The 24,539-nt window shown below is 72.4% G+C and carries 19 protein-coding genes and 1 rRNA gene; 5 read left to right on the forward strand and 15 right to left on the reverse strand.

The genetic code is table 11. The features are described 5' to 3' along the window. Positions 1-97 precede the first annotated feature (97 nt). The 3 genes from BKI49_RS07145 to BKI49_RS07155 form a co-directional block, all read right to left on the reverse strand. Positions 98-2,179 (reverse strand): tetratricopeptide repeat protein, encoded by a 2,082-nt coding sequence (locus BKI49_RS07145; RefSeq protein WP_095933338.1) that lies wholly within the window; start codon positions 2,177-2,179, stop codon positions 98-100. A 184-nt stretch (positions 2,180-2,363) separates the two neighbouring features. Then, on the reverse strand, positions 2,364-2,990 hold the full coding sequence (locus BKI49_RS07150; RefSeq protein WP_095933339.1) for an NUDIX domain-containing protein: 627 nt from the start codon (positions 2,988-2,990) through the stop codon (positions 2,364-2,366). A 98-nt stretch (positions 2,991-3,088) separates the two neighbouring features. Then, entirely contained in the window at positions 3,089-4,738 is a 1,650-nt protein-coding gene (locus BKI49_RS07155; RefSeq protein WP_095933340.1) for a CTP synthase, read from the reverse strand. Positions 4,739-5,252: 514 nt separating this feature from the next. Between BKI49_RS07155 and BKI49_RS07160 the strand changes: the two genes are divergently transcribed. From BKI49_RS07160 to BKI49_RS07170, 3 genes are all read left to right on the forward strand, one after another. Next, positions 5,253-7,061, forward strand: a complete 1,809-nt coding sequence (locus BKI49_RS07160; RefSeq protein ID WP_095933341.1) for a glycoside hydrolase family 15 protein — start codon at positions 5,253-5,255, stop codon at positions 7,059-7,061. Between the two features lie 89 nt (positions 7,062-7,150). Beyond that, positions 7,151-8,539, forward strand: coding sequence for an FAD-binding oxidoreductase (locus BKI49_RS07165; protein WP_095933342.1), 1,389 nt, complete (start codon positions 7,151-7,153; stop codon positions 8,537-8,539). A gap of 129 nt (positions 8,540-8,668) precedes the next feature. Next, on the forward strand, positions 8,669-10,297 hold the full coding sequence (locus BKI49_RS07170) for a PucR family transcriptional regulator (RefSeq protein WP_095933343.1): 1,629 nt from the start codon (positions 8,669-8,671) through the stop codon (positions 10,295-10,297). Positions 10,298-10,317: 20 nt separating this feature from the next. Here BKI49_RS07170 and BKI49_RS07175 read toward each other — a convergent pair whose 3' ends face one another. The 5 genes from BKI49_RS07175 to BKI49_RS07195 all read right to left on the reverse strand — a co-directional run bounded on the left by BKI49_RS07175 (position 10,318) and on the right by BKI49_RS07195 (position 15,945). After that, on the reverse strand, positions 10,318-11,454 hold the full coding sequence (locus tag BKI49_RS07175) for a glycosyltransferase family 4 protein (RefSeq protein ID WP_095933344.1): 1,137 nt from the start codon (positions 11,452-11,454) through the stop codon (positions 10,318-10,320). A gap of 466 nt (positions 11,455-11,920) precedes the next feature. Next, positions 11,921-13,651, reverse strand: a complete 1,731-nt coding sequence (recN, locus tag BKI49_RS07180) for a DNA repair protein RecN (RefSeq protein WP_095933345.1) — start codon at positions 13,649-13,651, stop codon at positions 11,921-11,923. A 179-nt stretch (positions 13,652-13,830) separates the two neighbouring features. Beyond that, a complete protein-coding gene (locus tag BKI49_RS07185) occupies positions 13,831-14,736 on the reverse strand; it encodes an NAD kinase (RefSeq protein ID WP_095933346.1) in 906 nt (301 codons plus the stop codon). Continuing rightward, positions 14,733-15,548, reverse strand: a complete 816-nt coding sequence (locus BKI49_RS07190; RefSeq protein ID WP_095933347.1) for a TlyA family RNA methyltransferase — start codon at positions 15,546-15,548, stop codon at positions 14,733-14,735. The genes BKI49_RS07185 and BKI49_RS07190 overlap by 4 nt, the downstream gene beginning before the upstream one ends. A gap of 7 nt (positions 15,549-15,555) precedes the next feature. After that, positions 15,556-15,945 (reverse strand): hypothetical protein, encoded by a 390-nt coding sequence (locus BKI49_RS07195; RefSeq protein ID WP_179332358.1) that lies wholly within the window; start codon positions 15,943-15,945, stop codon positions 15,556-15,558. Between the two features lie 42 nt (positions 15,946-15,987). Here BKI49_RS07195 and BKI49_RS07200 point away from each other — a divergent pair, with 42 nt between their 5' ends. After that, positions 15,988-16,335 carry an SCP2 sterol-binding domain-containing protein gene (locus BKI49_RS07200; RefSeq protein WP_095933348.1) on the forward strand — a complete coding sequence of 116 codons (348 nt, stop codon included), beginning with the start codon at positions 15,988-15,990 and terminating at the stop codon, positions 16,333-16,335. Positions 16,336-16,409: 74 nt separating this feature from the next. On the opposite strand, the gene BKI49_RS07205 is transcribed toward BKI49_RS07200, so the two are convergent. From BKI49_RS07205 to BKI49_RS07220, 4 genes are all read right to left on the reverse strand, one after another. After that, complete coding sequence (locus BKI49_RS07205; RefSeq protein WP_095933349.1) at positions 16,410-17,276, reverse strand: ABC transporter ATP-binding protein; 867 nt, start codon at positions 17,274-17,276, stop codon at positions 16,410-16,412. Beyond that, positions 17,273-18,310, reverse strand: a complete 1,038-nt coding sequence (locus BKI49_RS07210) for a FecCD family ABC transporter permease (RefSeq protein ID WP_095933424.1) — start codon at positions 18,308-18,310, stop codon at positions 17,273-17,275. Before BKI49_RS07210 ends, BKI49_RS07205 begins: the two co-directional genes overlap by 4 nt. Positions 18,311-18,402: 92 nt before the next feature. Beyond that, complete coding sequence (locus tag BKI49_RS07215; protein WP_095933350.1) at positions 18,403-19,446, reverse strand: FecCD family ABC transporter permease; 1,044 nt, start codon at positions 19,444-19,446, stop codon at positions 18,403-18,405. 69 nt (positions 19,447-19,515) lie between these two features. Continuing rightward, the gene (locus BKI49_RS07220) at positions 19,516-20,583 is read right to left on the reverse strand and encodes an HAD hydrolase-like protein (RefSeq protein ID WP_095933351.1); all 1,068 of its coding nucleotides are present in this window, start codon (positions 20,581-20,583) and stop codon (positions 19,516-19,518) included. 72 nt (positions 20,584-20,655) lie between these two features. Here BKI49_RS07220 and BKI49_RS07225 point away from each other — a divergent pair, with 72 nt between their 5' ends. Then, positions 20,656-21,948 carry a DUF1015 domain-containing protein gene (locus tag BKI49_RS07225; protein ID WP_095933352.1) on the forward strand — a complete coding sequence of 431 codons (1,293 nt, stop codon included), beginning with the start codon at positions 20,656-20,658 and terminating at the stop codon, positions 21,946-21,948. Positions 21,949-22,051: 103 nt separating this feature from the next. On the opposite strand, the gene BKI49_RS35515 is transcribed toward BKI49_RS07225, so the two are convergent. The 3 genes from BKI49_RS35515 to rrf all read right to left on the reverse strand — a co-directional run bounded on the left by BKI49_RS35515 (position 22,052) and on the right by rrf (position 24,425). Then, a complete protein-coding gene (locus tag BKI49_RS35515) occupies positions 22,052-22,912 on the reverse strand; it encodes a tetratricopeptide repeat protein (protein WP_218835028.1) in 861 nt (286 codons plus the stop codon). Next, positions 22,849-24,126, reverse strand: a complete 1,278-nt coding sequence (locus BKI49_RS35520; protein WP_257004647.1) for a hypothetical protein — start codon at positions 24,124-24,126, stop codon at positions 22,849-22,851. Before BKI49_RS35520 ends, BKI49_RS35515 begins: the two co-directional genes overlap by 64 nt. 182 nt (positions 24,127-24,308) lie before the next feature. After that, positions 24,309-24,425 (reverse strand): 5S ribosomal RNA (gene rrf, locus BKI49_RS07235). Positions 24,426-24,539 lie beyond the last annotated feature (114 nt).

Raw genomic sequence — 24,539 nt, forward strand, 5'->3', positions numbered from 1 at the left:
CATACCTGACGTACCGGAGCACATCGGGAGACACCACGAAGGAACGCGGCGGAGCCAGTCTAATGAAGGGATTCTCTCTGTCTAGCCTTTCAATGCATCAATCTTCAGTGGATGCACTACGGATTTCGCAGGCGTTAGCGTCGTGTTCCCGGCTGGATGTGCCCTCGGGCAGCTCGTCTCCCAGCATGCGCTCCGCCGCGCCCCGGTGCAGCCGGGCGGCCGCCGGGTCACCGAGCCGGTCCAGCGTGTCGGCCAGCCTGAGCTGGAGCGCCGCCTGCAGGCGCACGTCGTCCGCGTGCCGCGCCCATTCGACGGCCTCCTGGCAGGTGCGCAGCGACTCCTCGGGCCGCCCCGCGTACTCCTGCACCCGGGCCATCTCGCTCAACGCCCGTGCCTGCGCGGCCACGTCGGCGTTGCGCCGGTGTCCGGTGACGGCGGCGCGCCAGTTGCGCAGGGCTTCGCCGTAGCGGCCCGCGTACGTGTGCGCGGTGGCGATGCGGCCGTACAGCCGGGCGGCGTCCACGCTCTCCCCGCGGGCCAGGCGCTGGGCGAGCGCCCTGCCGTACCAGTCGGCGGCCCGGTCGAAGTCCCCCAGCTCCTGATGGGCACCGCCTACGGATTCCATCGCGCGGCCGGTCGCGTACGGGTCGTTCGCCTCGCGTCCGGCGTCCAGCGCGGCCCGGTAGCGGACCAGGGCGTCGGCGGTCCGGCCGGTCTGCGCGTCCAGGTCGGCGAGGTTCAGCAGCGCCGCGGCCTTCTCGCGCGGCAGGCTGCGCCGCTCGGCGACGTCCAGGACGAGCCGGTGGATGCCGTACAGCTCGGGGGCGGCGGCCCGCGTCCCGACGTGCGCGACCATCGCCCTGACCAGCGCGGCCATGAGGCGGCGGGCCAGCGTGTCCAGCTCCCCGTCGGCGACCGCGAGCCGGGCCGAGGCCAGCAGCGCGGGCTGCCGGATCTCCAGCCACTCGGCGGCGGCCCGGGGGGTGGGGAAGCGCAGGGCGCGGGGCATCCCGGCGAGCTTCTCGCGGGCCGGCGAGCTGTCGGTCTCCGTGATGGCGCGGCAGGACACCAGCAGCCGCACGGTCCGCTCCAGCATGCGGGCGCGGGCCAGCTGGAGCTCGGACGGGCGGTCGTGGATCTCCGTCATCGCCCGCAGCAGGGGCAGCAGACAGCCGGGCACCTCGTACTGCGACAGCGGCGACTCGACGGAGCGCAACAGACCGAGCGTGACGAATTCGTCCAGGGCGGAGCGGGCGGCGCCGACCGAACAGCCGGCCAGCGCGGAGGCGGTGTGCGGGTCCACGAGGCCCGCGGGGGCCAGGGACAGCAGACGCAGCGTCCGCGCCGCGGCGGCCTGGAGCGAGTCGTACGAGAGGCGGAAGACGCGGTCGAGGGGCGTGCCTTCCTCGCCGTCGGTGCGCAGGTGCTTGGTGAGGTCGGCGACGGCCGACGCGGGCCGGGCGGCGAGCCAGCCGCCGGCGAGCGCCAGGGCCGCGGGCTGGCCCGCGCACAGTTCGACCAGGCCCTCGGCGGCCAGCGGGTCGACGGTGATGCGGACCGAGCCGGTGTACCGGCCGAGGAGTTCCAGGGCGGACTTGGTGTCCATGCCGCCCAGCGTGCAGGGGCGGACGTCCGCGATGCCGGTGAGAGGCCCTCCGGAGACGGCGACGACCAGGCACTCGGGCGCGTCCGGGAGCAGGGCGTCGACCTGCTCGGCGTCGGCCGCGTCGTCGAGCAGCAGCACCACCCGGCGCACGGCGAGGGCCTCGCGCAGGGCCTCGCCCAGGTCGTCGGCGTCGGCTCCGGGAGGCGTCGAAAGCCCCAGGGCGACGAGCAGTTCCCGCGCGGTGCGTTCGGTGGGCACCCGGATGCCGTCGGGTTCGGTGAGCCGCGCGCGCAGCACCCCGTCGGGGTAACGCTCGGCAACCTGCCGGGAGAGCTCCTCGGCGAGCGCGGTACGCCCGGATCCGGGCTTGCCCGCGATGAGCAGCACGCGCGCGCGAGGCGCCTTGCGCCCGGAGAGGGTGTCCAGGCCCGCACGCTCGATGTCGGCCCTGAGTTCCTTCAACTCTCTTGTACGGCCGAGGAACTGACTCTCCGTGGAAACAGACTCGACAGCCGGCGGCTGCCCTTTCGCCGACACGTTCGTGCCGCCGTCTTCCACGGCCGGTTCCGTCACGGGCCACACTCCCGTCCCACTGCACGCGCAAGCCCGCCGGGACTCCGGTTCGGGCGTTTCCAGAGCCTAGTTCACGCTCTGCGACGAACCGTGCGGAGCGCGGCGGGCACGTCCCCCGATCGGATCAGGCGATCGTAGGACCGGCGGTGTGCCACGCGCGGCGGCAGGAACCCGTGGGCGGGCGTCAGACCTCGAAGGGGCGCGCGGGCCAGGGCGCCTCGGCCGGGCGCAGCGCGTCGAGGCCGTCGCCCTGCCGTGCGGCGATCAGCGAGAGGACGCCGACGACCAGACAGTTGTTGTGCAGGTCACCGCCGAGCACACCGCGCACGAGGTCCGCGACGGGCACCCGGGCCAGCTCCATGTCGGCCTCTTCGTCCTCGACCTCGAAACGCTCGCCCTCCGCCTCGGAGAGGTCGCGGGCGAGGAAGATCCGCACGGCCTCGTCGCAGCCGCCGGGAGTGGTGTAGACGTCGGTCAGCACGCGCCAGTCCTCCGCCTTGACGTGCGCCTCTTCGTAGAGCTCGCGCTGCGCGGCGTGCAGCGGGTTCTCGCCGGGGATGTCGAGCAGGCCCGCGGGGATCTCCCAGAGCTTGTGGCGCACGGGGTGGCGGTACTGGCGGATGACCAGGACGCGGTCCTCCTCGTCGAGGGCGAGGACGGCCACGGACCCGGGGTGGACCTGGTAGTCGCGGCGGACCACCGAGCCGTCGGGCATGACCACGTCGTCGGTGCGCACCGAGGTCTTGTTGCCCTTGAACGGGGTCTCGGTCGCCCGGACCTCCCACTCCTCGGCGGTGTCCTTGATCGTCATGGCCTGTCCTCCCACACGTGCGAAAGATCCGGTCCTGTGACGGAACCGGGGCGCGCACCTCGCAAGACGCGCACCCCGGCCACCGTACAACCCTTGCGTTACTTGCCCGTCTTGCGTGCCACGGCCGCCTTGACCAGCCCCGCGAACAGCGGGTGCGGGCGGGTCGGGCGGGAGCGCAGCTCGGGGTGGGCCTGGGTGGCGACCAGGTACGGGTGGACGTCGCGCGGGTACTCGACGTACTCGACCAGCTTGCTGTCCGGGGAGGTGCCGGAGAACTGCAGACCGGCCTTCTTCTCCAGCTCGGCGCGGTAGGAGTTGTTCACCTCGTAGCGGTGACGGTGGCGCTCCTCGACGTACTCCTTGCCGTCGTACACCTCGCGCACGATGGAGCCCTCGGCGAGCTTGGCCGGATACATGCCCAGGCGCATGGTGCCGCCCATGTCGCCCTCGCCGGCGACGATGTCGAGCTGCTCGGCCATGGTGGAGATCACCGGGTGCGCGGTGCCGGAGTCGAACTCGGTGGAGTTGGCGTCCGGGATGTCGGCCAGGTTGCGCGCGGCCTCGATCACGATGCACTGGAGGCCGAGGCAGAGGCCCAGCAGCGGGATCTTGTTCTCGCGGGCGTACTGGATGGCGCCCACCTTGCCGGAGACGCCGCGGTCGCCGAAGCCGCCGGGGATGCAGATCGCGTCGACGTCGCCGAGCTGCTTCGCGGCGCCCGCCGGGGTCTTGCAGTCGTCGGACGTGACCCACTTGATCTTCACACGGGCCTTGTTGGCGAAGCCGCCGGCACGCAGCGCCTCGGTGACCGAGAGGTAGGCGTCGGGCAGGTCGATGTACTTGCCGACCAGGGCCAGGTTGATCTCGTGGAGCGGGTTGTGGACGCGGTCGAGCAGGTCGTCCCAGGTCGTCCAGTCCACGTCGCGGAAGGGCAGGTCCAGCTTGCGCACGACGTACGCGTCCAGGCCCTCGGTGTGCAGGACCTTCGGGATGTCGTAGATCGACTTGGCGTCGATGGCCGCGACCACGGCCGCCTCGTCGACGTCGCACATCAGTGAGATCTTCCGCTTGATCGCGGTGGGGACCTCGCGGTCGGCGCGCAGCACGATCGCGTCCGGCTGGATACCGATGTTGCGCAGCGCCGCAACCGAGTGCTGCGTCGGCTTCGTCTTCAGCTCCCCGGACGGGCCGATGTAGGGAAGGAGCGAGATGTGCACGACGAAGACGTTGTCGCGGCCGACCTCGTGACGGACCTGGCGGACCGTCTCCAGGAACGGCAGGGACTCGATGTCGCCGACCGTGCCGCCGACCTCGGTGATGACGACGTCGACGTCGTCGGTGGCCATGCGGCGGATGCGGTGCTTGATCTCGTTGGTGATGTGCGGGATGACCTGCACGGTGTCGCCCAGGTACTCGCCGCGCCGCTCCTTGGCGATCACCGTCGAGTACACCTGACCGGTGGTGACGTTGGCCGAGCCGTCCAGGTCCACGTCGAGGAAGCGCTCGTAGTGACCGATGTCCAGGTCGGTCTCGGCGCCGTCGTTGGTGACGAACACCTCGCCGTGCTGGAACGGGTTCATGGTGCCGGGGTCGACGTTCAGGTACGGGTCGAGCTTCTGCATGGTGACCCGAAGGCCCCGCGCCTTGAGCAGCGCGCCCAGGCTGGAGGCGGTGAGGCCCTTGCCGAGGGAGGAGGCGACACCCCCGGTGACGAAGATGTGCTTGGTCGTCGTGGATTTGGGCGGCATGGCCAAAGGGGGGCTCCCGTGGTCGCGGTCTGGGGTGCGTGCCGGCGTGGGGTCCGGAGATCTCCGGAGGTGCCGTCGCTGCGGTTCGGGGGTTTCTTGCCCACCGGTCCACGGGCTACCAGGGTATCAGCGACAGAACAGGACCGCTTCCGGCCACGCTCCGCGCACACCTGGGCACAGAGCCCGCACAGCCCTCACTCGATCGGCCCACCCGGGTTGCCGTGAGCGGCACGCGGATCTTCCAGGTGCGTCGTATCCTGCTCGGACACTCGCTGCCGAGCCCGGCCGGCACACGGCACCATCCCCGCCGGTATCCCGGAACAAAGAGAGCTCGTCAGTTCGTTTCGCAACGACAATCGCACCGACAATTGACGTTCCGCAGCGGCGCAACACCAACGTTCCGCAACAACAGACGCTTCGCATTACATACGTTCCCCCCTGACCGTTACATACGTTCCCCTGACCGCAAGAGCGACCGCCCCTGACGGGGGGCGACGTGGCCGTTCGACTGGAGATGCACGTGGCCGGGCGCATCGAGGACTACGCACTCATCGGAGACATGCAGACAGCTGCGCTGGTCTGCCGGGACGGCACAGTCGACTGGCTGTGCCTGCCCCGCTTCGACTCGCATGCCATCTTCGCGGGGCTGCTCGGCACGGAGGAACACGGGTTCTGGCGGCTCGGCCCGGCGCACGCGGCCGATGCCGAACCGCCGACGGCGGCACGCCGCAGGTACCGCGGCGACTCGCTGATCCTCGAATCCGAGTGGGACACCCCGCGGGGCACGGTCCGGGTGACCGATTTCATGCCCCCGCGTGACGGCGCGCCGCAGCTGATCCGGATCGTCGAGGGCGTCACCGGCCGGGTGCCGATGCGCTCCGCGCTGCGAATGCGTTTCTCGTACGGGCGCGTGGTCCCCTGGGTGCACAAGCACGAGGGACGCACCGTCGCCGTCGCCGGGCCCGACTCGGTGTGGTTCGACACGGCCTGCGAGACCTACGGCAAGGCGCTGACCACCTACGCCGACTTCACCGTGGCGCCGGGCGACCGGATCGCGTTCACCATCTCGTGGGAGCCCTCGCACAAGGAGCCGCCCGCGCTGCCCGAGCCGGAGCAGTCCCTGGTGGCCACCGAGGACTTCTGGCGCGACTGGGTCGAGCAGTGCACGTACCACGGGCCCTACCGCGAGGCCGTGGTCCGCTCGCTGATCACGTTGAAGGCCCTGACGTACGCGCCGACGGGCGGGATCGTCGCCGCCCCGACGACCTCGCTCCCGGAGGAGATCGGCGGCGTACGCAACTGGGACTACCGGTACACGTGGCTGCGCGACGCCGCGATCACCCTCTCCTCGCTGCTGCGCACCGGCTACCGCGAGGAGGCGCGCGCCTGGCGCGAATGGCTGCTGCGCGCCGTCGCGGGCGACCCGGAGAACCTGCAGATCATGTACGGCATCGCGGGCGAGCGGGAGTTGGGTGAGGCGGAACTCGACTGGCTCCCCGGGTACGAGAACTCGATGCCGGTCCGCGTGGGCAACGGCGCCGCGCACCAGCTCCAGCTCGACGTGTACGGCGAGGTCACCGAGGCCCTGCACCTGGCCCACATGACGGGCCTGTCCCGCAACGACTACGCCTCGCTGCTCCAGTTGAAGCTGATCCGCTACCTGGAGGACCACTGGGACCAGCCCGACGAGGGCATCTGGGAGGTGCGGGGCCCGCGCCGGCACTTCGTGCACTCCAAGGTGATGGCCTGGGTCGCCGTCGACCGCACCATCAAGCTCATCGAGTCCGGTGACGCGGACGGTCCGCTGGAGAAGTGGCGCGAACTGCGCGACGACATCCACCGGGACGTGTGCGAGAAGGGCTACGACAAGGAGCGCAACACGTTCACGCAGTCGTACGGCTCCAAGGAGCTGGACGCCTCGCTGCTGCTGATCCCGCAGATGGGCTTCCTGCCGCCGGACGACAAGCGGGTGATCGGCACGATCGAGGCGATCCAGCGCGAGCTGTCGACCCCGGACGGGTTCATCCTGCGCTACCCGACCGCCGGTGAGGACGCGGGCGTGGACGGTCTGGAGGGCGACGAGGGCGCGTTCCTCGCCTGCTCGTTCTGGATGGCCGACGACCTCGCGATGATCGGCCGGGTCGACGAGGCCCGCAAGCTGTTCGAGCGCCTGCTGGCCCTGCGCAACGACCTCGGGCTGCTCGCCGAGGAGTGGGACCCGCACCTGCAGCGCCAGGTGGGGAACTTCCCGCAGGCGTTCAGCCACGTCCCCCTGATCGACACGGCACTGCGTCTGACGGCCTCGGGAGCGTACGGCGGCTGAACCGGCGCACCCCGCCGAACAAGAGGGATCCGCCGTGCCCGCCTACGCTTGAAGCAGTCCTGTCCCCTGCCGGAAAGGGGGCGGCTGCGATGGCTCCCCTTTCGAAGGCGGGCGCGGCGCTCGCCGCGCTCCGCACGGATCTGAGCGGCGAGGTCCTCGCCCCGGACGACCCGGGCTACGACGAAGCCCGGGTCGTCTTCAACGCGATGATCGACCGGCGGCCCGCCGTGATCGCCCAGTGCGAGAACGACGCCGACGTGATCCGCTCGGTCCGCTTCGCACGGGACCTGGACCTGGCGGTCGCGGTCCGCGGCGGCGGGCACAGCGTGGCGGGCATGGCCCTCGGTGACGCCGCCCTGGTGATCGACCTGCGGCGGATGCACGAGGTCACGGTGCACCCCGGATCGGCGAGCGTACGCATCCAGGGCGGCGCCACGATGAGGCACATGGACACCGCCACCCAGCCCCACCACATGGCGACCACGGGGGGCCGCGCCTCCACGACCGGCGTCGGCGGCTTCGTGCTGGGCGGCGGCACCGGCTGGCTGGACCGGGCGTTCGGCCTCGCCATCGACAATCTGCTCGGCGTCGAGCTCGTCACCGCGGACGGTACGGCCGTCCGCGCGAGCCACGACGAGAACCCGGAACTGTTCTGGGCGCTGCACGGCGGCGGCGGGAATTTCGGTGTCGCCACCGCGCTCACCCTGCACCTGCACGAGTTGCCCGAGTTCTCCTTCGCCCTGGTGATCTTCCTCCCCGAGCACGGGCCGGACGTGCTGCGCACCTACCGCGAGATCATCACGACCGGCCCGCAGGAGGCGGGCGGCGGCATCCTCTATCTGACCGGTCCCCCGGAAAACTTCATCCCCGCCCATCTGGTGGGCACGCGGCTGCTCGCCGCCGTGGTGACGTACACGGGCGGCGAGGAGGATCTGCGCAAGGTCGCCCAGCCGCTGCTGGCGCTGCCGCACGAGGCGGAGATCGTGACGGCCATGCCGTACGCGGAGTTCCAGACGATGTTCGACGACCCTCCCGACATGCGCAACTACTGGTCCGCGGAGTACATGGCGGCGGCTCCCGACGCCATGCTCGACGTCTTCCACTCCCTCGGCGAGCGGGTGCCCGTGCCCACGGGAACCCAGCACGTGCTGTTCCCGCAGGGCGGCGCGATCGCCACCGGGCCCGCCGACTACCCGGTGCCGTACCGGGACGCGCCCTGGGTGGTGCATCCCTTCGGCGTCTGGGAGGACCCCGCCGACGACGAACGGTGCATCGACTGGGTCAGGGAGGTCCGGGAGAGCGTGCGGCCCTGGAGCACCGGCGCCGTCTACCTCAACTTCATCGGCGACGAGGGCGCGGACCGGATCGTGGCCGGTCTGGGCGCCGAGAACCTCAGACGTCTGGCCGCGGTGAAGGCCTCGTGGGACCCCGACAACGTCTTCCGTTTCAACCACAACATCAGGCCCGTACCGGAGTGAGCACGGCGGCCAGCACCGGGCCCGGCACCCTCCGACCGGTCCCGCGGCGCCTGCCGGGGCCGGTCCCGCGGAGCTTTCCGGAACCCCGGAAGATGCCCCCGGAACGCATCCACGGGTAGCGTCCGCCGTATGGACAGCCGTTACGACACCCAGGGCGCCGGAATCACCGTGCAGCGGGCCCTCGAGCTGCCCGGACTGCGCAGCGGACTGCCGGAGATCCTCGCCGGAGCCGACCGCCTGCAGCGCACCGTGCGCTGGGTGCACGCGGGCGAGGTCCCGAACATCGCCTCGCTGCTCAAGGGCGGCGAGCTGCTCCTGACGACGGGATACGGGCTCGGCACCCGCCCCGCGGACCAGCGCGCCTTCGTCCGCACCCTCGCCGAGCGCGGTATCGCCGCGCTCGTCGTGGAGCTGGGACCACGCTTCACCCGGCTGCCCTCCGCGCTCGTCGACACGGCACGGGCCGCCGGTCTTCCGCTGGTCCAGCTGCACCGCGAGGTGCCGTTCGTGACGGTCACGGAGGAGGTGCACACCGAGATCGTCAACGGCCACTACGCGCTGCTCCAGCAGGCCGAGGAGGTGCACAGGCGCTGCACGGAGGCGCTCCTCGGCGGCGGCGGTGTGCCCCAAGTCCTGGACATCCTGGCGGACTTCAGCGGCGACCCGGTCTTCCTGGAGACGGCGGACGGACAGCTGCTGTACGCCGCCGGGACGAAGTCCGCCGGTGCCGACCCGCTCCAGGTGTGGGAGGGCCTGCGCGGCCAGCACAAGGAGGAGCCGCCCGCCGGCACGACGCTCGTGGACGTGCCCGGGGGCGGCCCCGGCTCGGGCTCGGTGCGGGCACGTCTCGTTCTGCTGCCGGTCGGCAATCCTGTCGCTCCGGTGCACCGGATCGCGGCGGAGCGGGCCGCCGGCATCCTGGCCGTCGTCCTGATGCAGGCCCGCCAGGAGGAGGAGCTCGCGGCGCGCGGGCGCGGCGACTTCCTCACCGATCTCGCCGAGGGCCGTATCGCGGCCGAGGACGCGCCCGCGCAGGCCCGGGTACTCGGCTTCAAGCCCGGTGCCGGGCCACTCCTCCCGGTCGTCATGCGTCTCGCCGACGGCCCCTCCCCCGGCGGCGGTTGGGCGGTCCTGGCCCGCGCGGTCGCCGAGGAGCTGGCCTCGGTCGGAGTCCCCCTGCTGCTCGGCGTGCGCCCCGTCGAGGGCCGCGTGCCGCTGCTCGTGGGACTGCGCTCGGAGTCCGAACGCCCGGCGGTGGCGGACCGGGTCGCCGCGGCGCTGCGGGCCGGTGTGGAACGCGCGGGCATGCAACGGCCCGGTGCACAGCCGCCGGTGGTGGTCGTCGGCGTCGCGGGCGGCTGGACCGCCGCCTCGGCCGGTCTGCGGCACGCCGCGGAGACGGCGACGGCGGCGCAGGGCCTGTCGGACCGCCCCTGGTACGACGCGCGCCGCCTGGACATCGACCTGCTGCTGTGGCGGCTGCGCGACCATCCGGACCTGGCGGCCTTCGTGGACCGCGCGATCGGCCCGCTGCGCGACCACGACAACCGCTCCAAGCCGCCTCTGCTGCCCACTCTGGAGACCTACTTGGCGCACGCGGGCCGCAAGGCGGAGACCGCCCGCGAGCTGCACCTGAACCGGCAGACCCTCTACAACCGCCTAGCCAGGATCGGCGAGTTGCTCGGCACGGACCTGGACGACCCGCAGACGGTCATGGCGTTGAGTCTGGCGCTGCGGGCCCGCCGCCACGTCCCGTAGCCGGTCCGCGGCGAGGGAGCTCAGGCAAGGAGCTGAGTCTGCGTCAACTCGTCGTAAACGCTGAGTACTTGGGCCACCGTCTCGTCCTCGGTCGGCCAGCCGGCGGCCTGCCGGGTGCCCCGCTCCTTCAGGAGTTCCCGGTGTGCGGGGTCGCCGAGCAGGCGCACCACGGCATCGGCGAGGGCGTCCGCGTCGCCGTACGGGACGAGTTCGGCGGCGTCGCCGACGAGTTCGGGGATGCCGCCGACCGCGGTGGCGACGAGCGGCACGCCCGCGTGCAGGGCCTCCTGCGCGAGGACCGAGCGCGACTCCCAACTGCTGGGCAGCAGTACGAGATCGGCGGCCGAGAGAAGGTCCGCGACATCACCGCGCCGTCCGATCAGACGGGCGGGCAGCTCTTCGTCCTCGATCCGCCGCTGGAGCACCGCCCGCAGCGGCCCCTCCCCCGCGATGACGAGCAGCGGCACGGGATCGAGGCGCCGCCAGGAGCGTGCCGCGTCCAGCAGGACGTCGTAGCCGCGATGCCGGTCGAGCGAGCCGACGGCCATGAGCAACGGGCGTTCGGTGGCGCCGAGTTCGGCCCGCACCTTGAGCGGCGAGAGGTCGGGGTCCTGCGGCTCCGCGGGGGTGCGGGGCGCGGGCAGGGCGACGGCGGCGAGCCGTGCGTCGCGGGCGCCCCTTCTGCGCGCCCGGTCCACCAGATCGGAGGAGGTGCCCAGCACCACGGCGGCGGCCCGGGCGACCCTCCGCTCCAGCAGCCGCAGCAGATGGGCCCGGGCTCCCTCGGCGTGCGCGCGCGTGTGCCAGGTGACGACGAGCGGTACACGCAGTCCGCTGAGGGCCAGCATCGCCCGCAGCCCGGCGTGCAGTCCGTGCGCGTGGACCAGGTCGGCGTCCGCGCACGCCGCCCGCAGCGCGGTCACGGAGGCGGGGTCGCTGCTGCGCGGCACGGGCACGTGCTGCGCGCCCACGTGCGTGAAGCCGTACGCCCGGTCCGCCTCGGCGGGAGCGCACACCGTGACGCGCACCCCTCGGGCCACCAGGCCCGCGGCGAGCGACCGCACATGCGCGCTGCTGCCCGCGCTCCCGCCGCCGAGCACCTGCACGGTGCGCAGGGCGGACTGGCCGTGCGGCGGGTGGCTGCTCACGTGGGTCACGCGGCCGGGGCTCCTGGTTCGGCGTCGGACGGTCACGAAGAAACGTACAGAAGGTTCGTGCGGGAGTGTGACGCACAGCGCGCTCCGCGTGCTCCGCGGACTTCGCGTACTCCGCCAAGGATGCCAGGCCGTACGGGTGTTCCGGGACCGTCGCCGGTACGGGGCGCGGCGGACGGGGCGACTCGCCGAGGCCGATCACTCACACGGGTGAGAAGTCCCCTGCATGTGGGAGGGGTTGGCGGGGGTGCGCCGACCCCTCCGCAAGGCGCGCGACAACATGTTCACGCCGCCACACCCCCCAACGCGCCCGAAGTCCCGCGTAGGGCCCGGCCGAACCGACAGCGGCACGGTCGGGCAGCTCCGCCGCGGGGAGACCCGCGGCGGCGAAGGGCCCCGACGGCATACGCCCGGCGGGTGCGTGCCGTGCCGGGCGTCGTGGCCCCGGGCCGGTCCGGACGACACCCACCTAGCCGTCGGCGCGCGCCGTCGCCAGCAGTTCCTCGGCGTGGGCCCGCGCCGTCTCCGAGTCCTCCTGTCCGGCGAGCATCCGCGACAGTTCGCGGATCCGCTCCTCGCCCTCCAGGACCTTCACCCCGGACCGGGTGACCGACCCGTCGTTGGTCTTCTCGACGAGCAGCTGCCGGTCGGCGAACGCCGCCACCTGCGGCAGGTGCGTCACGACCACGACCTGGGCGGTCCTGGCCAGCTTGGCGAGCCGGCGTCCGATCTCCACTGCGGCCTTGCCGCCGACGCCGGCGTCGACCTCGTCGAACAGATAGGTCGGGACCGGGTCCGTGCCCGCGAAGACCACCTCGACGGCGAGCATCACGCGCGAGAGTTCACCGCCCGACGCGCCCTTGGCGATGGGCCTCGGCGGCGCACCGGGGTGGGGGGCGAGCAGCAGCTCGACCTCGTCGACGCCCGCGGGCCCGTACGCGACGGTGCGCCCGCCGAGCTCCACGCCGTCCGGGTCGTCCGTCTGCCGGATGTCGAAGGACACGCGCGCGTGCGGCATGGCGAGCGAAGCCAGTTCGGCGGTGACGGCGGCGGCGAACCGTGCGGCCGCCTCCGTGCGGGCGTCGGTCAAGGCCTGTGCGAGTCCGCCCAGTTCGGTGCGCAACGCGTCCCGTTCGGCGGTCAGTTCGTCGATCCGCTCGTCGTCGCCGTCGAGTTCGGTGAGCCGCGCGGCGCCCTGTTCGGCCCAGGTGAGCACGGCGGCGATGTCCTCGCCGTACTTCCGGGTCAGCTGCGTGAGCGCGGCGCGGCGCTCCTCGACCGCGGCGAGCCGCAGCGGGTCGGCGTCGAGGTCGTCGGCGTATCCGGCCAGCTCGCCCGCGACGTCACCGAGCAGGATCCCGATCTCGCCGATACGCCCGGAGAGGGCGGCGAGGGCGGAGTCGTGGGACCGCACGGCCTCCAGCGCCCGGTGGGCGCCCGCGACGAGCGTGGTGGCGTCGATCCCCTCGGGGTCCTCGGGATTGCCCGCCAGGGCAGCGTGCGCGGCGGTGGCGGCCGAGGCCAGCGCCTCCGCGTGGCCGAGCCGCTCGGCTTCGGCGGCCAGCTCGACGTCCTCGCCGGCCCGCGGCTCGACGGCCGCGATCTCGTCGAGTCCGAAGCGGAGCATGTCGGCTTCCTGGGCCCGCTCGCGCGCTCGCGTGGTGATCTCTTCCAGTTCCACCGAGACGGCCCGCAGCCGCCGGTAGGCGCCGGCGTACTTGGCGAGCGGCACCGCGACGGCGTCCCCGGCGTACCGGTCGAGCGCCTGCCGCTGCCGGGACAGTTTGAGCAGCCCCTGCTGGTCGGTCTGGCCGTGCACGGCGACGAGCTCGTCGGCGAGCTCGGCGAGGACGCCCACCGGTACCGAGCGTCCGCCGAGGTGCGCCCGTGAACGTCCCTCCGCGGAAACGGTACGGCTGATGAGCAGGGCTCCGTCGTCGAGCTCCGCCCCGGCCTCCTCGGCCCGTACGAGGGCGGTCCCGCCGGCGGGTACGGCGATCCGCCCCTCCACGACCGCGTTCTTCGCGCCGATCCGTACGAGGGCCGGGTCCGCGCGCCCGCCCAGCAGCAGCCCGAGGCTGGTGACCACCATCGTCTTGCCCGCACCGGTCTCACCGGTCACGGCGGTGAAGCCTGGCGACAGCTCGACGACGGCGTCGTCGATGACTCCGAGCGACCGTATCCGCATCTCCTCCAACACGGACACGACCTTACGAGGTCGGAGCCCGTGTGTGCGACGGGCCCCGCCCCGCCGGAGCGAAGACGCAGGTGACAAGGGACCGCAAAGACGCCCTTGTCACCCGCGGGAGTGGGTTTCCGAGTGGTCCGTCGCACGGACGAAGGGCCCGCCGCACGCGCGTGGCAGGCCCCTGCGTGCGCCTAGTGAGGGGCTCCCCGCCACCCCGAGACCGGCAGCGCGAACTTCGCCACGAGCCGGTCGGTGAAGGACGCGTGGTGCAGCCGTGCGAGCCGTACCGGCACGGCGCCCCGCCGGACCTCCACACGGGCTCCGGGCGGCAGCTCCACGGTCCGCCGGCCGTCGCACCACAGGACACCCGGCGGGACATGCGGCAGCACCTCAACGGCCAGCACGGAGTCCGGGGAGGTGACGAGGGGCTTGGCGAACAGCGCGTGCGCGCTGATGGGCACCATGAGCAGCGCCTCCACCTCCGGCCACACGACGGGCCCGCCCGCGGAGAAGGCGTAGGCCGTGGAGCCCGTCGGGGTCGCGCAGACGATGCCGTCGCAGCCGAAGCCGGTCACGGGCCGCCCGTCGATCTCCAGGACGACTTCGAGGAGCTTCTCGGCGGACACCTTCTGCACGGCGGCCTCGTTGAGCGCCCAGTCCGTGTGCACGATGTCGCCGTTGCGGTGCACGACGACGTCGACGGTCATGCGCTCCTCGACCTCGTACGCCTTGGTGACGACACGGTCGACGACCTTGTCGAGGTCGTCCCGCTCGGCCTCCGCGAGGAAGCCGACGCGGCCGAGGTTGACCCCGAGCATGGGCACTCCGGAGGCCCGGGCGAACTCCGCGCCGCGCAGCAGGGTGCCGTCACCCCCGAGGACGATGAGCAGCTCGCAGCCGTCGAGACACTGCGGCGTCGCCTCCCCGATCAGCTCCACCTCGTCGGGCAGCGGCAGGTCGGCCGCCTCCGCCTCCAGGACCCGTACGCCGATTCCGGAGCGCAGCAGCCCCTGGACGACCAGCTCGGCGCTGCGGATGGCCGCCGGCCTCCCCGTGTGGGCCAGCAGGAAAACAGTACGAGCTCGGGTCTGTGTCAACGCGGCCCCTCCGCCACTGCACGGTCAACGTCGGCCGGGTCGAGTTCGGGTGCCCCGGCACGCAGCCACAGAAAGTACTCGACATTGCCCGAGGGTCCGGGCAGTGGGCTGGCGGTCACACCCTTCACTCCGAGCCCCAGTTCCCGGGCTCGTCCGGCCACCCCGCGCACGGCCTCGGCGCGCAGTTCGGGGCTGCGGACGACACCGCCGCTCCCCAGCCGTTCCTTCCCCACCTCGAACTGCGGCTTGACCATCATCACCAGGTCGGCGTCCGGCGCCGCGCACCGCACCAGGGCGGGCAGCACCAGTCCGAGCGGGATGAAGGACAGATCCCCGACAACAAGGTCCACGGGCTCCCCATCGATCGCCTCCAACGTCAACTCGCGTACGTTCGTACGGTCCTTGACGGTGACACGTTCATCGCTCTGCAGAGACCAGGCGAGTTGTCCGTATCCCACGTCGACGGCGACGACCTGGGCGGCGCCCGCGCGCAGCAGGACATCGGTGAAGCCTCCGGTGGACGCGCCGGCGTCCAGCGCCCGCCGTCCTGCGACCTTCAGCCCCTGCGGTACGAACGCCTCCAGGGCGCCGGCGAGCTTGTGCCCGCCGCGCGAGACGTAGTCGGGGTCGCTGTCGTCCTGGGTGACCACGATCGCGGCCGCGGTCTCCACCTGAGTGGCGGGCTTGGTCGCGAGCGTCTTGCCGACGGAGACCCTTCCCGCGGCGATCAGCTGGCCGGCGTGCTCGCGCGAGCGTGCGAGCTTCCGGCGGACCAGCTCGGCGTCGAGGCGGCGGCGTGCCACTCCTGCCACGTTCGGTTCAGCTCCTAGTGCCATACGTCGTCGGGGGCGCCGGAGGTCCCGGGCGGGCGTCGAGCGCGGTGAGCGCGTCGCGCAGCCCCCGGTGTACATCCTCGTACACCTCGACGTGTCCGTCCGTGGCGAGGTGGTCGGCATCGGTCAGCCGCTCCAGCTGGGCGTCCACGTCCGCATTGCCGGTCGGGGTGCGGGGGACGTCCAGCGGGGCCGGGCCGGCGGGATCGCACGCGGGTTCGACGTCGGGGACGGTGTCCCGCGCCTCCTCGCCCTCGGGTCCGGCCGTCCGGGAGGGCACGCCGGACGGCCCGCTCTCGGGCACCGTCACCTGCGGCTCGGGCTCCACGGCCGTCGGCTGTGCCGGGGCCCCGGCCTCGGGAACTGACTCGCTCATGCCCCGACGCTACCGCGAAGCGCTGCGGTAACGTCGATCGCGATGGCGACGATTGAGGAGTGCCGCACCGCACTCGACAAGCTCTCTGACAACCTGGCGGGCGCCGAGGGGGACGTACGCAGCGCGGCGGCCCTGAACCGCTCGCTCAGCTGCCGTATCACCGACCTCGACATCACCTTCGTGGGCCGCCTGAAGGACGGCCGGATCGAGGTCCTCGACACGCTGCCCGGCACACCGCGCGAGCGAGCCCAGATACGGCTCACGATGAGCGGCGACGACCTCGTGTCGATGGTGAACGGCGAGCTGAACTTCGCGAAGGCCTGGGGTGCGGGCCGGGTACGGCTGGAGGCCGGCCTGCGGGACCTGTTCCGGCTCCGGTCCCTTCTCTAGCCGTTCTCCAGCCGTGGCGGCCCGTTCCGGCCTGTGGCCGTTCTCGGGGCCCGTACGGGCCCCGAACCCTTCTCTCAGGCCCCTCCGGCGGCCGCGGCGGCCACTGTCGCCCGCCGTGCCCTGCGGGCCGCTGGCACCACCAGCGGAGTCCCCGTCTCCGGGTCGTCGATGACCTGGCAGCGCAGTCCGAAGACCTGCTCGACCAGCTCGGCCGTCACGATGTCGTTCGGCGCGCCCTCGGCGATGACCTCGCCGCCGCGCAGGGCGATGAGGTGGGTGGCGTACCGGGCCGCGTGATTGAGGTCGTGCAGGACCGCGACGAGGGTGCGGCCCTGCTCCTCGTGGAGCTGCGCGCACAGGTCGAGCACGTCGATCTGGTGCTGGATGTCGAGGTACGTCGTCGGCTCGTCCAGGAGCAGCAGGGGGGTCTGCTGGGCGAGCGCCATCGCGATCCACACGCGCTGCCGCTGGCCGCCGGAGAGTTCGTCGACGTAGCGGTCCGCGAGTTCGGCGACACCGGTCGACGCCATGGACTCCTGGACCACCCGCTCGTCCTCCGCCGACCACTGCCGCAGCAGTCCCTGGTGTGGGTAGCGGCCCCGGCCGACCAGGTCGCCGACCGTGATCCCGTCGGGGGCGATCGAGGACTGCGGCAGCAGTCCGAGCGTGCGGGCCACCTTCTTGGCCGGCATCGACTGGATGACCTGGCCGTCGAGGAGCACCCGGCCGCGGGTGGGCTTCAGCATCCGCGACAGGGCGCGCAGGAGCGTCGACTTCCCGCAGGCGTTCGGGCCGACGATGACGGTGAAGGAGTTGTCGGGGATCTCCACCGACAGCTTCTCCGCGATGACGCGCTGGTCGTAGCCGAGGGTGACGTCGTCGGCGGACAGGCGGTTCACAGTGCTCCTCTGGTTGTTCATGTCCGGTCCGCTGGTGCTCATATGCGTCCCGCCTTGCGCTCGGTGACCAGGAGCCACAGCAGGTACACGCCGCCGAGTACACCGGTGAGCACGCCGACGGGCAGCTGGTCCGCGCCGAAGGCCCGCTGCGAGGTCCAGTCCGCGACGATCAGCAGCGTCGCGCCCATGCACATGGACGGCACCAGGTTGGGCCCGGGCGAGCGGGTCAGCCGCCGGGCGAGCTGCGGCGCGGTGAGTGCCACGAAGCCGACGGGGCCGGCGGCGGCGGTGGCGCCCGCGGTGAGCAGCACCGCGGCGAGCATCAGCAGCAGCCGCGTCCGCTCGACACGCACTCCGAGCGCGTTCGAGACGTCGTCGCCCATCTCCATCATGCGCAGCCCGCGGGCGTTGGCCAGGACGAGCGGGACGAGGACCGCGCACAGGACGAGCAGCGGCCACACCTGCTCCCAGTCACGGCCGTTGAGGGAACCCGTCATCCAGACGATCGCGCGGGCCGCGTCGACGATGTCCGCCTTGGTCAGCAGATAGCCGTTGACGGCGGTGACGATCGCGGAGACGCCGATGCCGACCAGGACCAGCCGGTAGCCGTGCACGCCCCGCCTCCAGGCGAGCAGGTAGATGGCGAGTCCGGTGACGAGTCCCCCGACGAGCGCCCCGAGTGCTACCTGGTCCGCGCTCCCCGAGAAGAGCACGATCATGATGAGCGCGCCGGCCGTCGACCCCTGGCCGAGGCCGAGCACGTCCGGGCTGCCCAGCGGGTTGCGGGAGATGGACTGGAAGAGCGCTCCGCCGAGGCCGAGGGAGGCCCCGACGAGCAGGCCGACGAGGACGCGTGGCAGGCGCAGGTCGTTGACGATGAACTCCTGGCCGGGGTCTCCGTCGCCGAACAGCGTCTTGAGCACGTCGGCGGCCGGGATCGGGAAGTCGCCGGTGCCGATCAGCACCACGCTCGCACCGAGTGCGGCCACCAGCAGCAGGACGACGACGGTGAACGCCCGGACGTCGAACCGGACGGAGAGGCCGCCGCGCGCGCGGACGGCGCGGACACCCCGGATGCCCGGGGCCGCGTCGCCGGTCTTCTCCGAGGGGGCGGGAGTGCCGGTGTCGTGAGCGGTGTTCTGTTCGGGGGCCGGGGTGGCGGTGTTCTTCACAGCTGTGCCGTCCTCCGTCGCCGTACGAGAAAAATGAAGACCGGGCCGCCCAGGACGGCGGTGACGATGCCGACCTGGAGCTCCGCCGGCCGGGCGACCAGCCGTCCGACGACATCGGCGCCGAGCAGCAGCACGGGCGACAGGACGGTGGCGTACGGCAGGATCCAGCGCAGGTCGGGGCCGGTGAAGGACCGTACGACGTGCGGGACCATGAGCCCGACGAAGACGATCGGCCCGCAGGCGGCGGTCGCGGCGCCGCACAGCACGGTGGCGGCGGCCATGGACAGGGCGCGGGTCCGGTTGAGGTTGGCGCCCAGCGCGCGGGCCGTGTCGTCCCCCATCGCGACCGCGTTCAGCGGTCGGGCGAGGGTCAGCGCGGCGACCGTGCCGACCACCAGGAACGGCAGGACCTGCTTGATGGTCGAGTCGGTGGCCGAGGCGAGCGATCCGACCGTCCAGAAGCGCATCTTGCCGAGCGCCGCGTCGTCCGTGATCATCACGGCCTGGAGATAGCCGTAGAGCGCGGCGCTGATGGCCGTGCCCGCGAGCGCGAGCCGCACCGGGGTCGCGCCGCGGCTGCCGCCGAGGAACCAGACCAGCGCTCCGACGGCCGCCGCTCCGAAGAAGGCGAACCAGACGTAACCGCTCAGGCTCGTGACCCCGAAGTACGTGATCGCGGTGACGACCGCCGCGGACGCGCCCGCGTTGATGCCCAGCAGTCCGGGGTCCGCCAGGGGGTTGCGGGTGAGCGCCTGGAGGACGGCACCCGACAGCCCCAGCGCGGCGCCGACGAGCAGGCCGAGCACGGTACGGGACATCCGGTCGCGCACCACGACGTCGGCGTACGTCCCCGAGTCGTGGAACAGGCCGTGCCAGACCTGGTCCAGCGGCAGCGCTTTCGCACCGACCGCGATGCTCGCCAGGGCGACGAGCACCAGGATCCCGGCGGAGGCGAGGAGCCCAAGGGCACGTATCGTCCGGCGGGTTGGGGGCGCGGGGGCGGACTCCGCGCGCTGTTCGGGAGGACTGTCGACCAACACGAGGTTAGGTTAGCCTACCCTCGCATTACGTCTCGATCCCCCGTCAGCACCCGTCGGGGCAACGCCTGCTCAAAGCCCCAGTCTGGCCAGCGCCTTCCCGCCGTCCAGTGCGCAGGTGCCCTCGCCGGCCGCCGTCCACGCCGCGGCGCACAGCGCCCGCAGCCCGTCGATGGGCTCGCCGTCGCCCTCCAGCTCCAGCCTCCCCGCGTCGCCCGGCTGCGCCTGCCCCGAGGAGCCGCTCGACCGGCGGACCGTCGCCGTCCAGCCGCCGCAGCGGAAGCCCTCGCCCGCCTCGACGACCTCGGGCTGGCCGGTGAGCAGACCGCGCAGATCCGCGTCCACGTACGTCGGCCGGTGCTGCGGCGGCGCCGCGAGGAGCTGCGCGCCGTCCGTCACGCCGGTCAGCACGAGCAGCGAGTCCACCTCGCCGTTGAACGCGCCCTCGATGTCCGTGTCCAGCCGGTCCCCGACCACCAGCGGGCGCTTCGCCCCGGTCCGCAGGATCGTCTCGCGGTGCATCGGGGGCAGCGGCTTGCCCGCCACCTGCGGCTCGGCACCGGTGGCGATACGGACCACCTCGACCGCCGCGCCGTTCCCGGGGGCGATGCCTCGTGCGCTCGGGATGGTCAGATCGGTGTTGGACGCGAACCACGGCACACCGCGCGCGATGGCGTAGCACGCCTCCGCGAAGCGACCCCAGGGCAGGTCCGGCCCGCCGTATCCCTGGACGACCGCCGCCGGGTCGTCGTCGGCGGATTCCACCGGCTCCAGCCCGCGTTCGCGCAGCGCGACCCGCAGCCCGTCGCCGCCGATGACCAGCACGCGCGCGCCGGCGGGCACCTGCTCGCTGATGAGCCGTGCCACGGCCTGCGCCGAGGTGATCACGTCGGCGGCGTCGGTCTCCGTCCCGAGCTCGGTCAGATGCGCGGCCACCGCGTCCGGTGTCCTGAGCGCGTTGTTCGTGACGTACGCGAGATGCATGCCTCCGGATCGGGCGGTACCGAGCGATTCCACGGCGTGCGCGATCGCGCCGCCACCCGCATAGACCACTCCGTCCAAATCGAGCAGAGCGGTGTCGTACGCATCGCTCAATGCCTGGTCACTGCCCTTGGGCCGGGTCCGGACGGTCTGGCTCATTGCGTATCGCTCCTCGTTCGACCACTTTCCCCCGATCATCGCTCATGCCACCGACGCACTTACGATGCCCCAATGAACTATGCAGGTCCCGCGGAGGAAACACCGGCGCGCAGCGGCCTCGAACTGACCCCGTTCCGGGGCCTGCGCTACGACCCCGACCGGGTCGGCAGCCTGGCCGCCGTGACGTCCCCGCCGTACGACGTCATCGTGCGGCCCGACGGGCTGATCGAACTCGAGTCCGCCGACCCCCACAACATCGTCCGGCTGATCCTCCCCCAGGACGTGACCCCCGAAGCCCGCAACCGGCAGGCGGCCGACACCCTGAGCCGCTGGCTGTCCGAGGGCGTACTGACGACCGACTCCGAGCCGGGCCTGTACGTCTACGAACAGCGCGACGGCGACCATCTGCAACGCGGTGTCATCGGCGCCCTGCGCCTCTCGGAGCCCTCGGAGGGGGTCGTCCTCCCGCACGAGGACGTCATGCCGCACGTCGTCGCGGACCGCGCGGCCCTGATGCGCGCCACCTCCGCCAATCTCGAACCGCTGCTCCTGACCTACCGGGGCAACGGTTCCCGCGTGGGCACGGCCGCGGTCATCGAGCGGACGGCCGCACTCCCGCCGCTCCTCGCGACCGTCACCGAGGACGGCATCGGCCACCGTCTGTGGGCGGTCACCGACCGGGCCGAACTGACCGAGATCCAGACAGATCTCGGCCACCATCAGGCGCTCATCGCCGACGGCCACCACCGCTGGGCCACCTACCTGCGGCTGCGTGCCGAGCACCCCTCGCCCAGCCCCTGGGACTTCGGCCTCGTCCTGCTGGTGGACACGGCGCGCTATCCGCTGCGCGTCCGCGCCATCCACCGCCTGCTGCACCAACTGCCCGTGCCCGACGCCCTGGCCGCGCTCGGGGACTCCTTCCGCGTACGCCGCCTCGACGCGCCCCTCCCCGAGGCACTGAAGGCCCTGGCGGTGGCCGCCGCCGACGGGAACGCCTTCCTCCTGGCGGGCGACGGCGCCTTCCACCTGCTCGACCGCCCGGATCCGGCGCTGCTCGCGCGGACGATCCCGGCCGACCGCCCCGAGGCGTGGCGCACCCTCGACGCGACCGTCCTGCACGCCACGCTCCTGGACCACATCTGGGCCATCCCGGAGGACTCGCCCGCGCACATCGCATACATCCACGACACGACCGCCACGGTCGAGAAGGCGGAACGCGACGGCGGGACAGCCGTCCTGATGCATCCGGTCCGCGAGGAGGTCGTACGCGACCTGGCGCGCCAAGGGGTCAAGATGCCCCGTAAGTCGACGTCGTTCGGGCCGAAGCCGGCCTCGGGGCTGGTGCTGCGGGCACTGGCCCGCTGAACTCACGCGGAAACGCCCACGGGCGGCGGGACTCCTTCCGGAGTCCCGCCGCCCGTGTATGTCGTGCGCCGTCCGCCCCGCTGTCGCGGGGCGGAGCAGGGTGTCAGCCGCGCGGGGCCTCGCCACCGTCGGAGTCCGCAGCGTCGCGGTCCGCCGCGTCGCTGCCGGCCTCCGGCTGTGCGTCGGGGGCGGACTCGGCCTCGTCGTCCTCGTCGAGCTGGTCCTCGTCCTCGAGGTCGGCGTCGACTTCGGCAACGGTCCCGGCCGTCTCCTCGGCCTCGGCCTCCGGCTGCGTCGCGACCGTCTTGGCCCCGTCCTCGTCCTCGTCGTCGACGAGGACGTCGACGAACTCGACACCGTCGAGCTCGGCGAGCCGGTCGGAGGCGTCGGTGCTGCCGTCCTTGTCGGACTCGACGGCCTTCGCGAACCACTCGCGGGCCTCGTCCTCGCGGCCGGCGGCGAGGAGCGCGTCGGCGTACGCGTAGCGCAGGCGCGCCGTCCACGGCTGCACGGCGTTCGAGGCCAGCTCCGGGCTCTGGAGGGTGACGATCGCGGCGTCCAGCTGGTCCATGTCGCGGCGCGCACCGGCCGCCACGAGACGCATCTCGACCTGACCGGCCTTGTCCAGCTTCTGCACCTCGGGGGCACCGGCCATGTCCAGCGCCTTCTCGGGCCGTCCGAGGCCGCGCTCGCAGTCCGCCATGACGGGCCACAGCTCCACGCTGCCGGTCATCCGGCGCGCGGCGCGGAACTCGGCGAGCGCCTCGCTGAACTTCTGGTTGGCGTACGCGGCGAAGCCGGCCGCCTCACGAACGGCGGCGACGCGCGAGGCCAGCCGCAGCGCGATCCTCGAGTACGCGTACGCACCCTCGGGGTCCTCGTCGATGAGCCGGGCGACCATCACCAGGTTGCGCGAGACGTCCTCGGCAAGGCCCTTCGGCAGGCTCTGGAGCTCCTGCTGCACGTCCTTGTCGATCTCGTGGCCCGTGACGTCGTCAGGGATCGGGAGCCGCTTGATCGGCTCGCGGTCGCGGTCCCGCTCCTCGCGGTAGCGGCTGCCACCGCCGCGCCGGTCGTCGCCGCCCCTGCGGTCGTCGCGACCGCGGAAGCCGCCGGGGCGTCCGCCCCGGTCGTCACGACGCGGGCCACCGCGTCCACGGTCGTCACGGCCGCGGTCGTCGCGTCGGAAGCCACCGCGGTCGTCGCCGCGGCGGTCGTCACGACGGTCGTCCCTGCGGTCGTCGCGACGGTAGGCCGGACGCTCGTCACGCCGGTCGTCCCGACGGAAGTCGCCACCACGGCTGTCGTCACGACGGAAACCACCACGGTCACCGCGGTCACCGCTGTCACGCCGGTCATCGCGACGGTAGGCAGGGCGCTCGTCACGACGGTCGTCCCGACGGAAGTCGCCACCACGGCTGTCGTCACGACGGCTGTCGTCACGGCGGAAACCACCGCGATCGCCGCTGTCACGACGGTCGTCACGGCGGCCGTAGCCACCGCGGTCGTCGTCGCGGCGCGGGCCACCGGGACGGTCGTCACGACGGTACGCCGGACGGTCCCCGTCCCTGCGGAAACCACGGTCACGGTCGTCACGGCGGAAACCACCGCGGTCACCGCGGTCCCCGCTGTCACGCCGGTCGTCGCGTCGGAAGCCACCGCGGTCGTCACCGCGGCGGTCGTCACGACGGTCGTCCCTGCGGTCGTCGCGACGGTAGGCAGGGCGCTCGTCACGCCGGTCATCGCGACGGAAGTCTCCGCCACGGCTGTCGTCACGGCGGAAACCACCACGGTCACCGCGATCGCCGCTGTCACGACGGTCGTCACGGCGGCCGTAGCCACCGCGGTCGTCGTCGCGGCGCGGGCCACCGGGACGGTCGTCACGACGGTACGCCGGACGGTCCCCGTCCCTGCGGAAACCACGGTCACGGTCCCGGTCGTCGCGGCGAGGCCCACCGGGCCGGTCGTCACGACGGTACGGCGGGCGTCCGCCGCGGTCGCCGTCGCGACGGTCGTCACGCCGGTCGTCGCGGGCTCGGAAGCCACCGCTGTCACGGCTGTCGTCGCGGCGGCCGCCGCGGTCGTCGCCCCGGCGGTCATCACGTCGGTCGTCGCGCCGGCCGGACCCGCCACGGTCGTTGTCGCGGCGCGGGCCGCCACGGTAGCCGCCGCGGTCACCACTGTCCCGGCGGCGCTGGTCGCGCTCCGGACGCTCGTCGGGAGAGTTGGGGGACATGGTGACTCCTGTCTTCGGTACCGCAAGTCATTCTCGCGCAGTCGGGTACCCGGCGCGCTTCGGAAAAACAAAAAAGGACCTCTGGTCCCAGCGAGTCGCTGGGACCAGAGGTCCTCCAAAAATTGTTCGGCGGCGTCCTACTCTCCCACAGGGTCCCCCCTGCAGTACCATCGGCGCTATGAGGCTTAGCTTCCGGGTTCGGAATGTAACCGGGCGTTTCCCTCACGCTATGACCACCGAAACCCTTTCAGACACCCTGAAAAAACAGGGTTTTGAACGGGCAGCGAACTAGCACACTTTTCAATTGAAACAAGTGGAACTGTTCAGCCAGCACAACCGTTCGTTGTCTGGGAAC

It is taken from the genome of Streptomyces sp. Tue6028, from assembly GCF_002300165.1.
Classification (GTDB): domain Bacteria; phylum Actinomycetota; class Actinomycetes; order Streptomycetales; family Streptomycetaceae; genus Streptomyces; species Streptomyces siamensis.

Excerpts from the sequence above, each read along its gene's own strand:
- BKI49_RS07195 (WP_179332358.1), bottom strand. The coding sequence starts at position 15,945 with ATGAGCGAGTCAGTTCCCGAGGCCGGGGCCCCGGCACAGCCGACGGCC.
- BKI49_RS07165 (WP_095933342.1), top strand. The coding sequence starts at position 7,151 with ATGGCTCCCCTTTCGAAGGCGGGCGCGGCGCTCGCCGCGCTCCGCACG.
- BKI49_RS07220 (WP_095933351.1), bottom strand. The coding sequence starts at position 20,583 with ATGAGCCAGACCGTCCGGACCCGGCCCAAGGGCAGTGACCAGGCATTG.
- BKI49_RS07160 (WP_095933341.1), top strand. The coding sequence starts at position 5,253 with ATGCACGTGGCCGGGCGCATCGAGGACTACGCACTCATCGGAGACATG.
- BKI49_RS07150 (WP_095933339.1), bottom strand. The coding sequence starts at position 2,990 with ATGACGATCAAGGACACCGCCGAGGAGTGGGAGGTCCGGGCGACCGAG.
- BKI49_RS07155 (WP_095933340.1), bottom strand. The coding sequence starts at position 4,738 with ATGCCGCCCAAATCCACGACGACCAAGCACATCTTCGTCACCGGGGGT.
- BKI49_RS07200 (WP_095933348.1), top strand. The coding sequence starts at position 15,988 with ATGGCGACGATTGAGGAGTGCCGCACCGCACTCGACAAGCTCTCTGAC.
- BKI49_RS07205 (WP_095933349.1), bottom strand. The coding sequence starts at position 17,276 with ATGAGCACCAGCGGACCGGACATGAACAACCAGAGGAGCACTGTGAAC.
- BKI49_RS07170 (WP_095933343.1), top strand. The coding sequence starts at position 8,669 with ATGGACAGCCGTTACGACACCCAGGGCGCCGGAATCACCGTGCAGCGG.
- BKI49_RS07225 (WP_095933352.1), top strand. The coding sequence starts at position 20,656 with ATGAACTATGCAGGTCCCGCGGAGGAAACACCGGCGCGCAGCGGCCTC.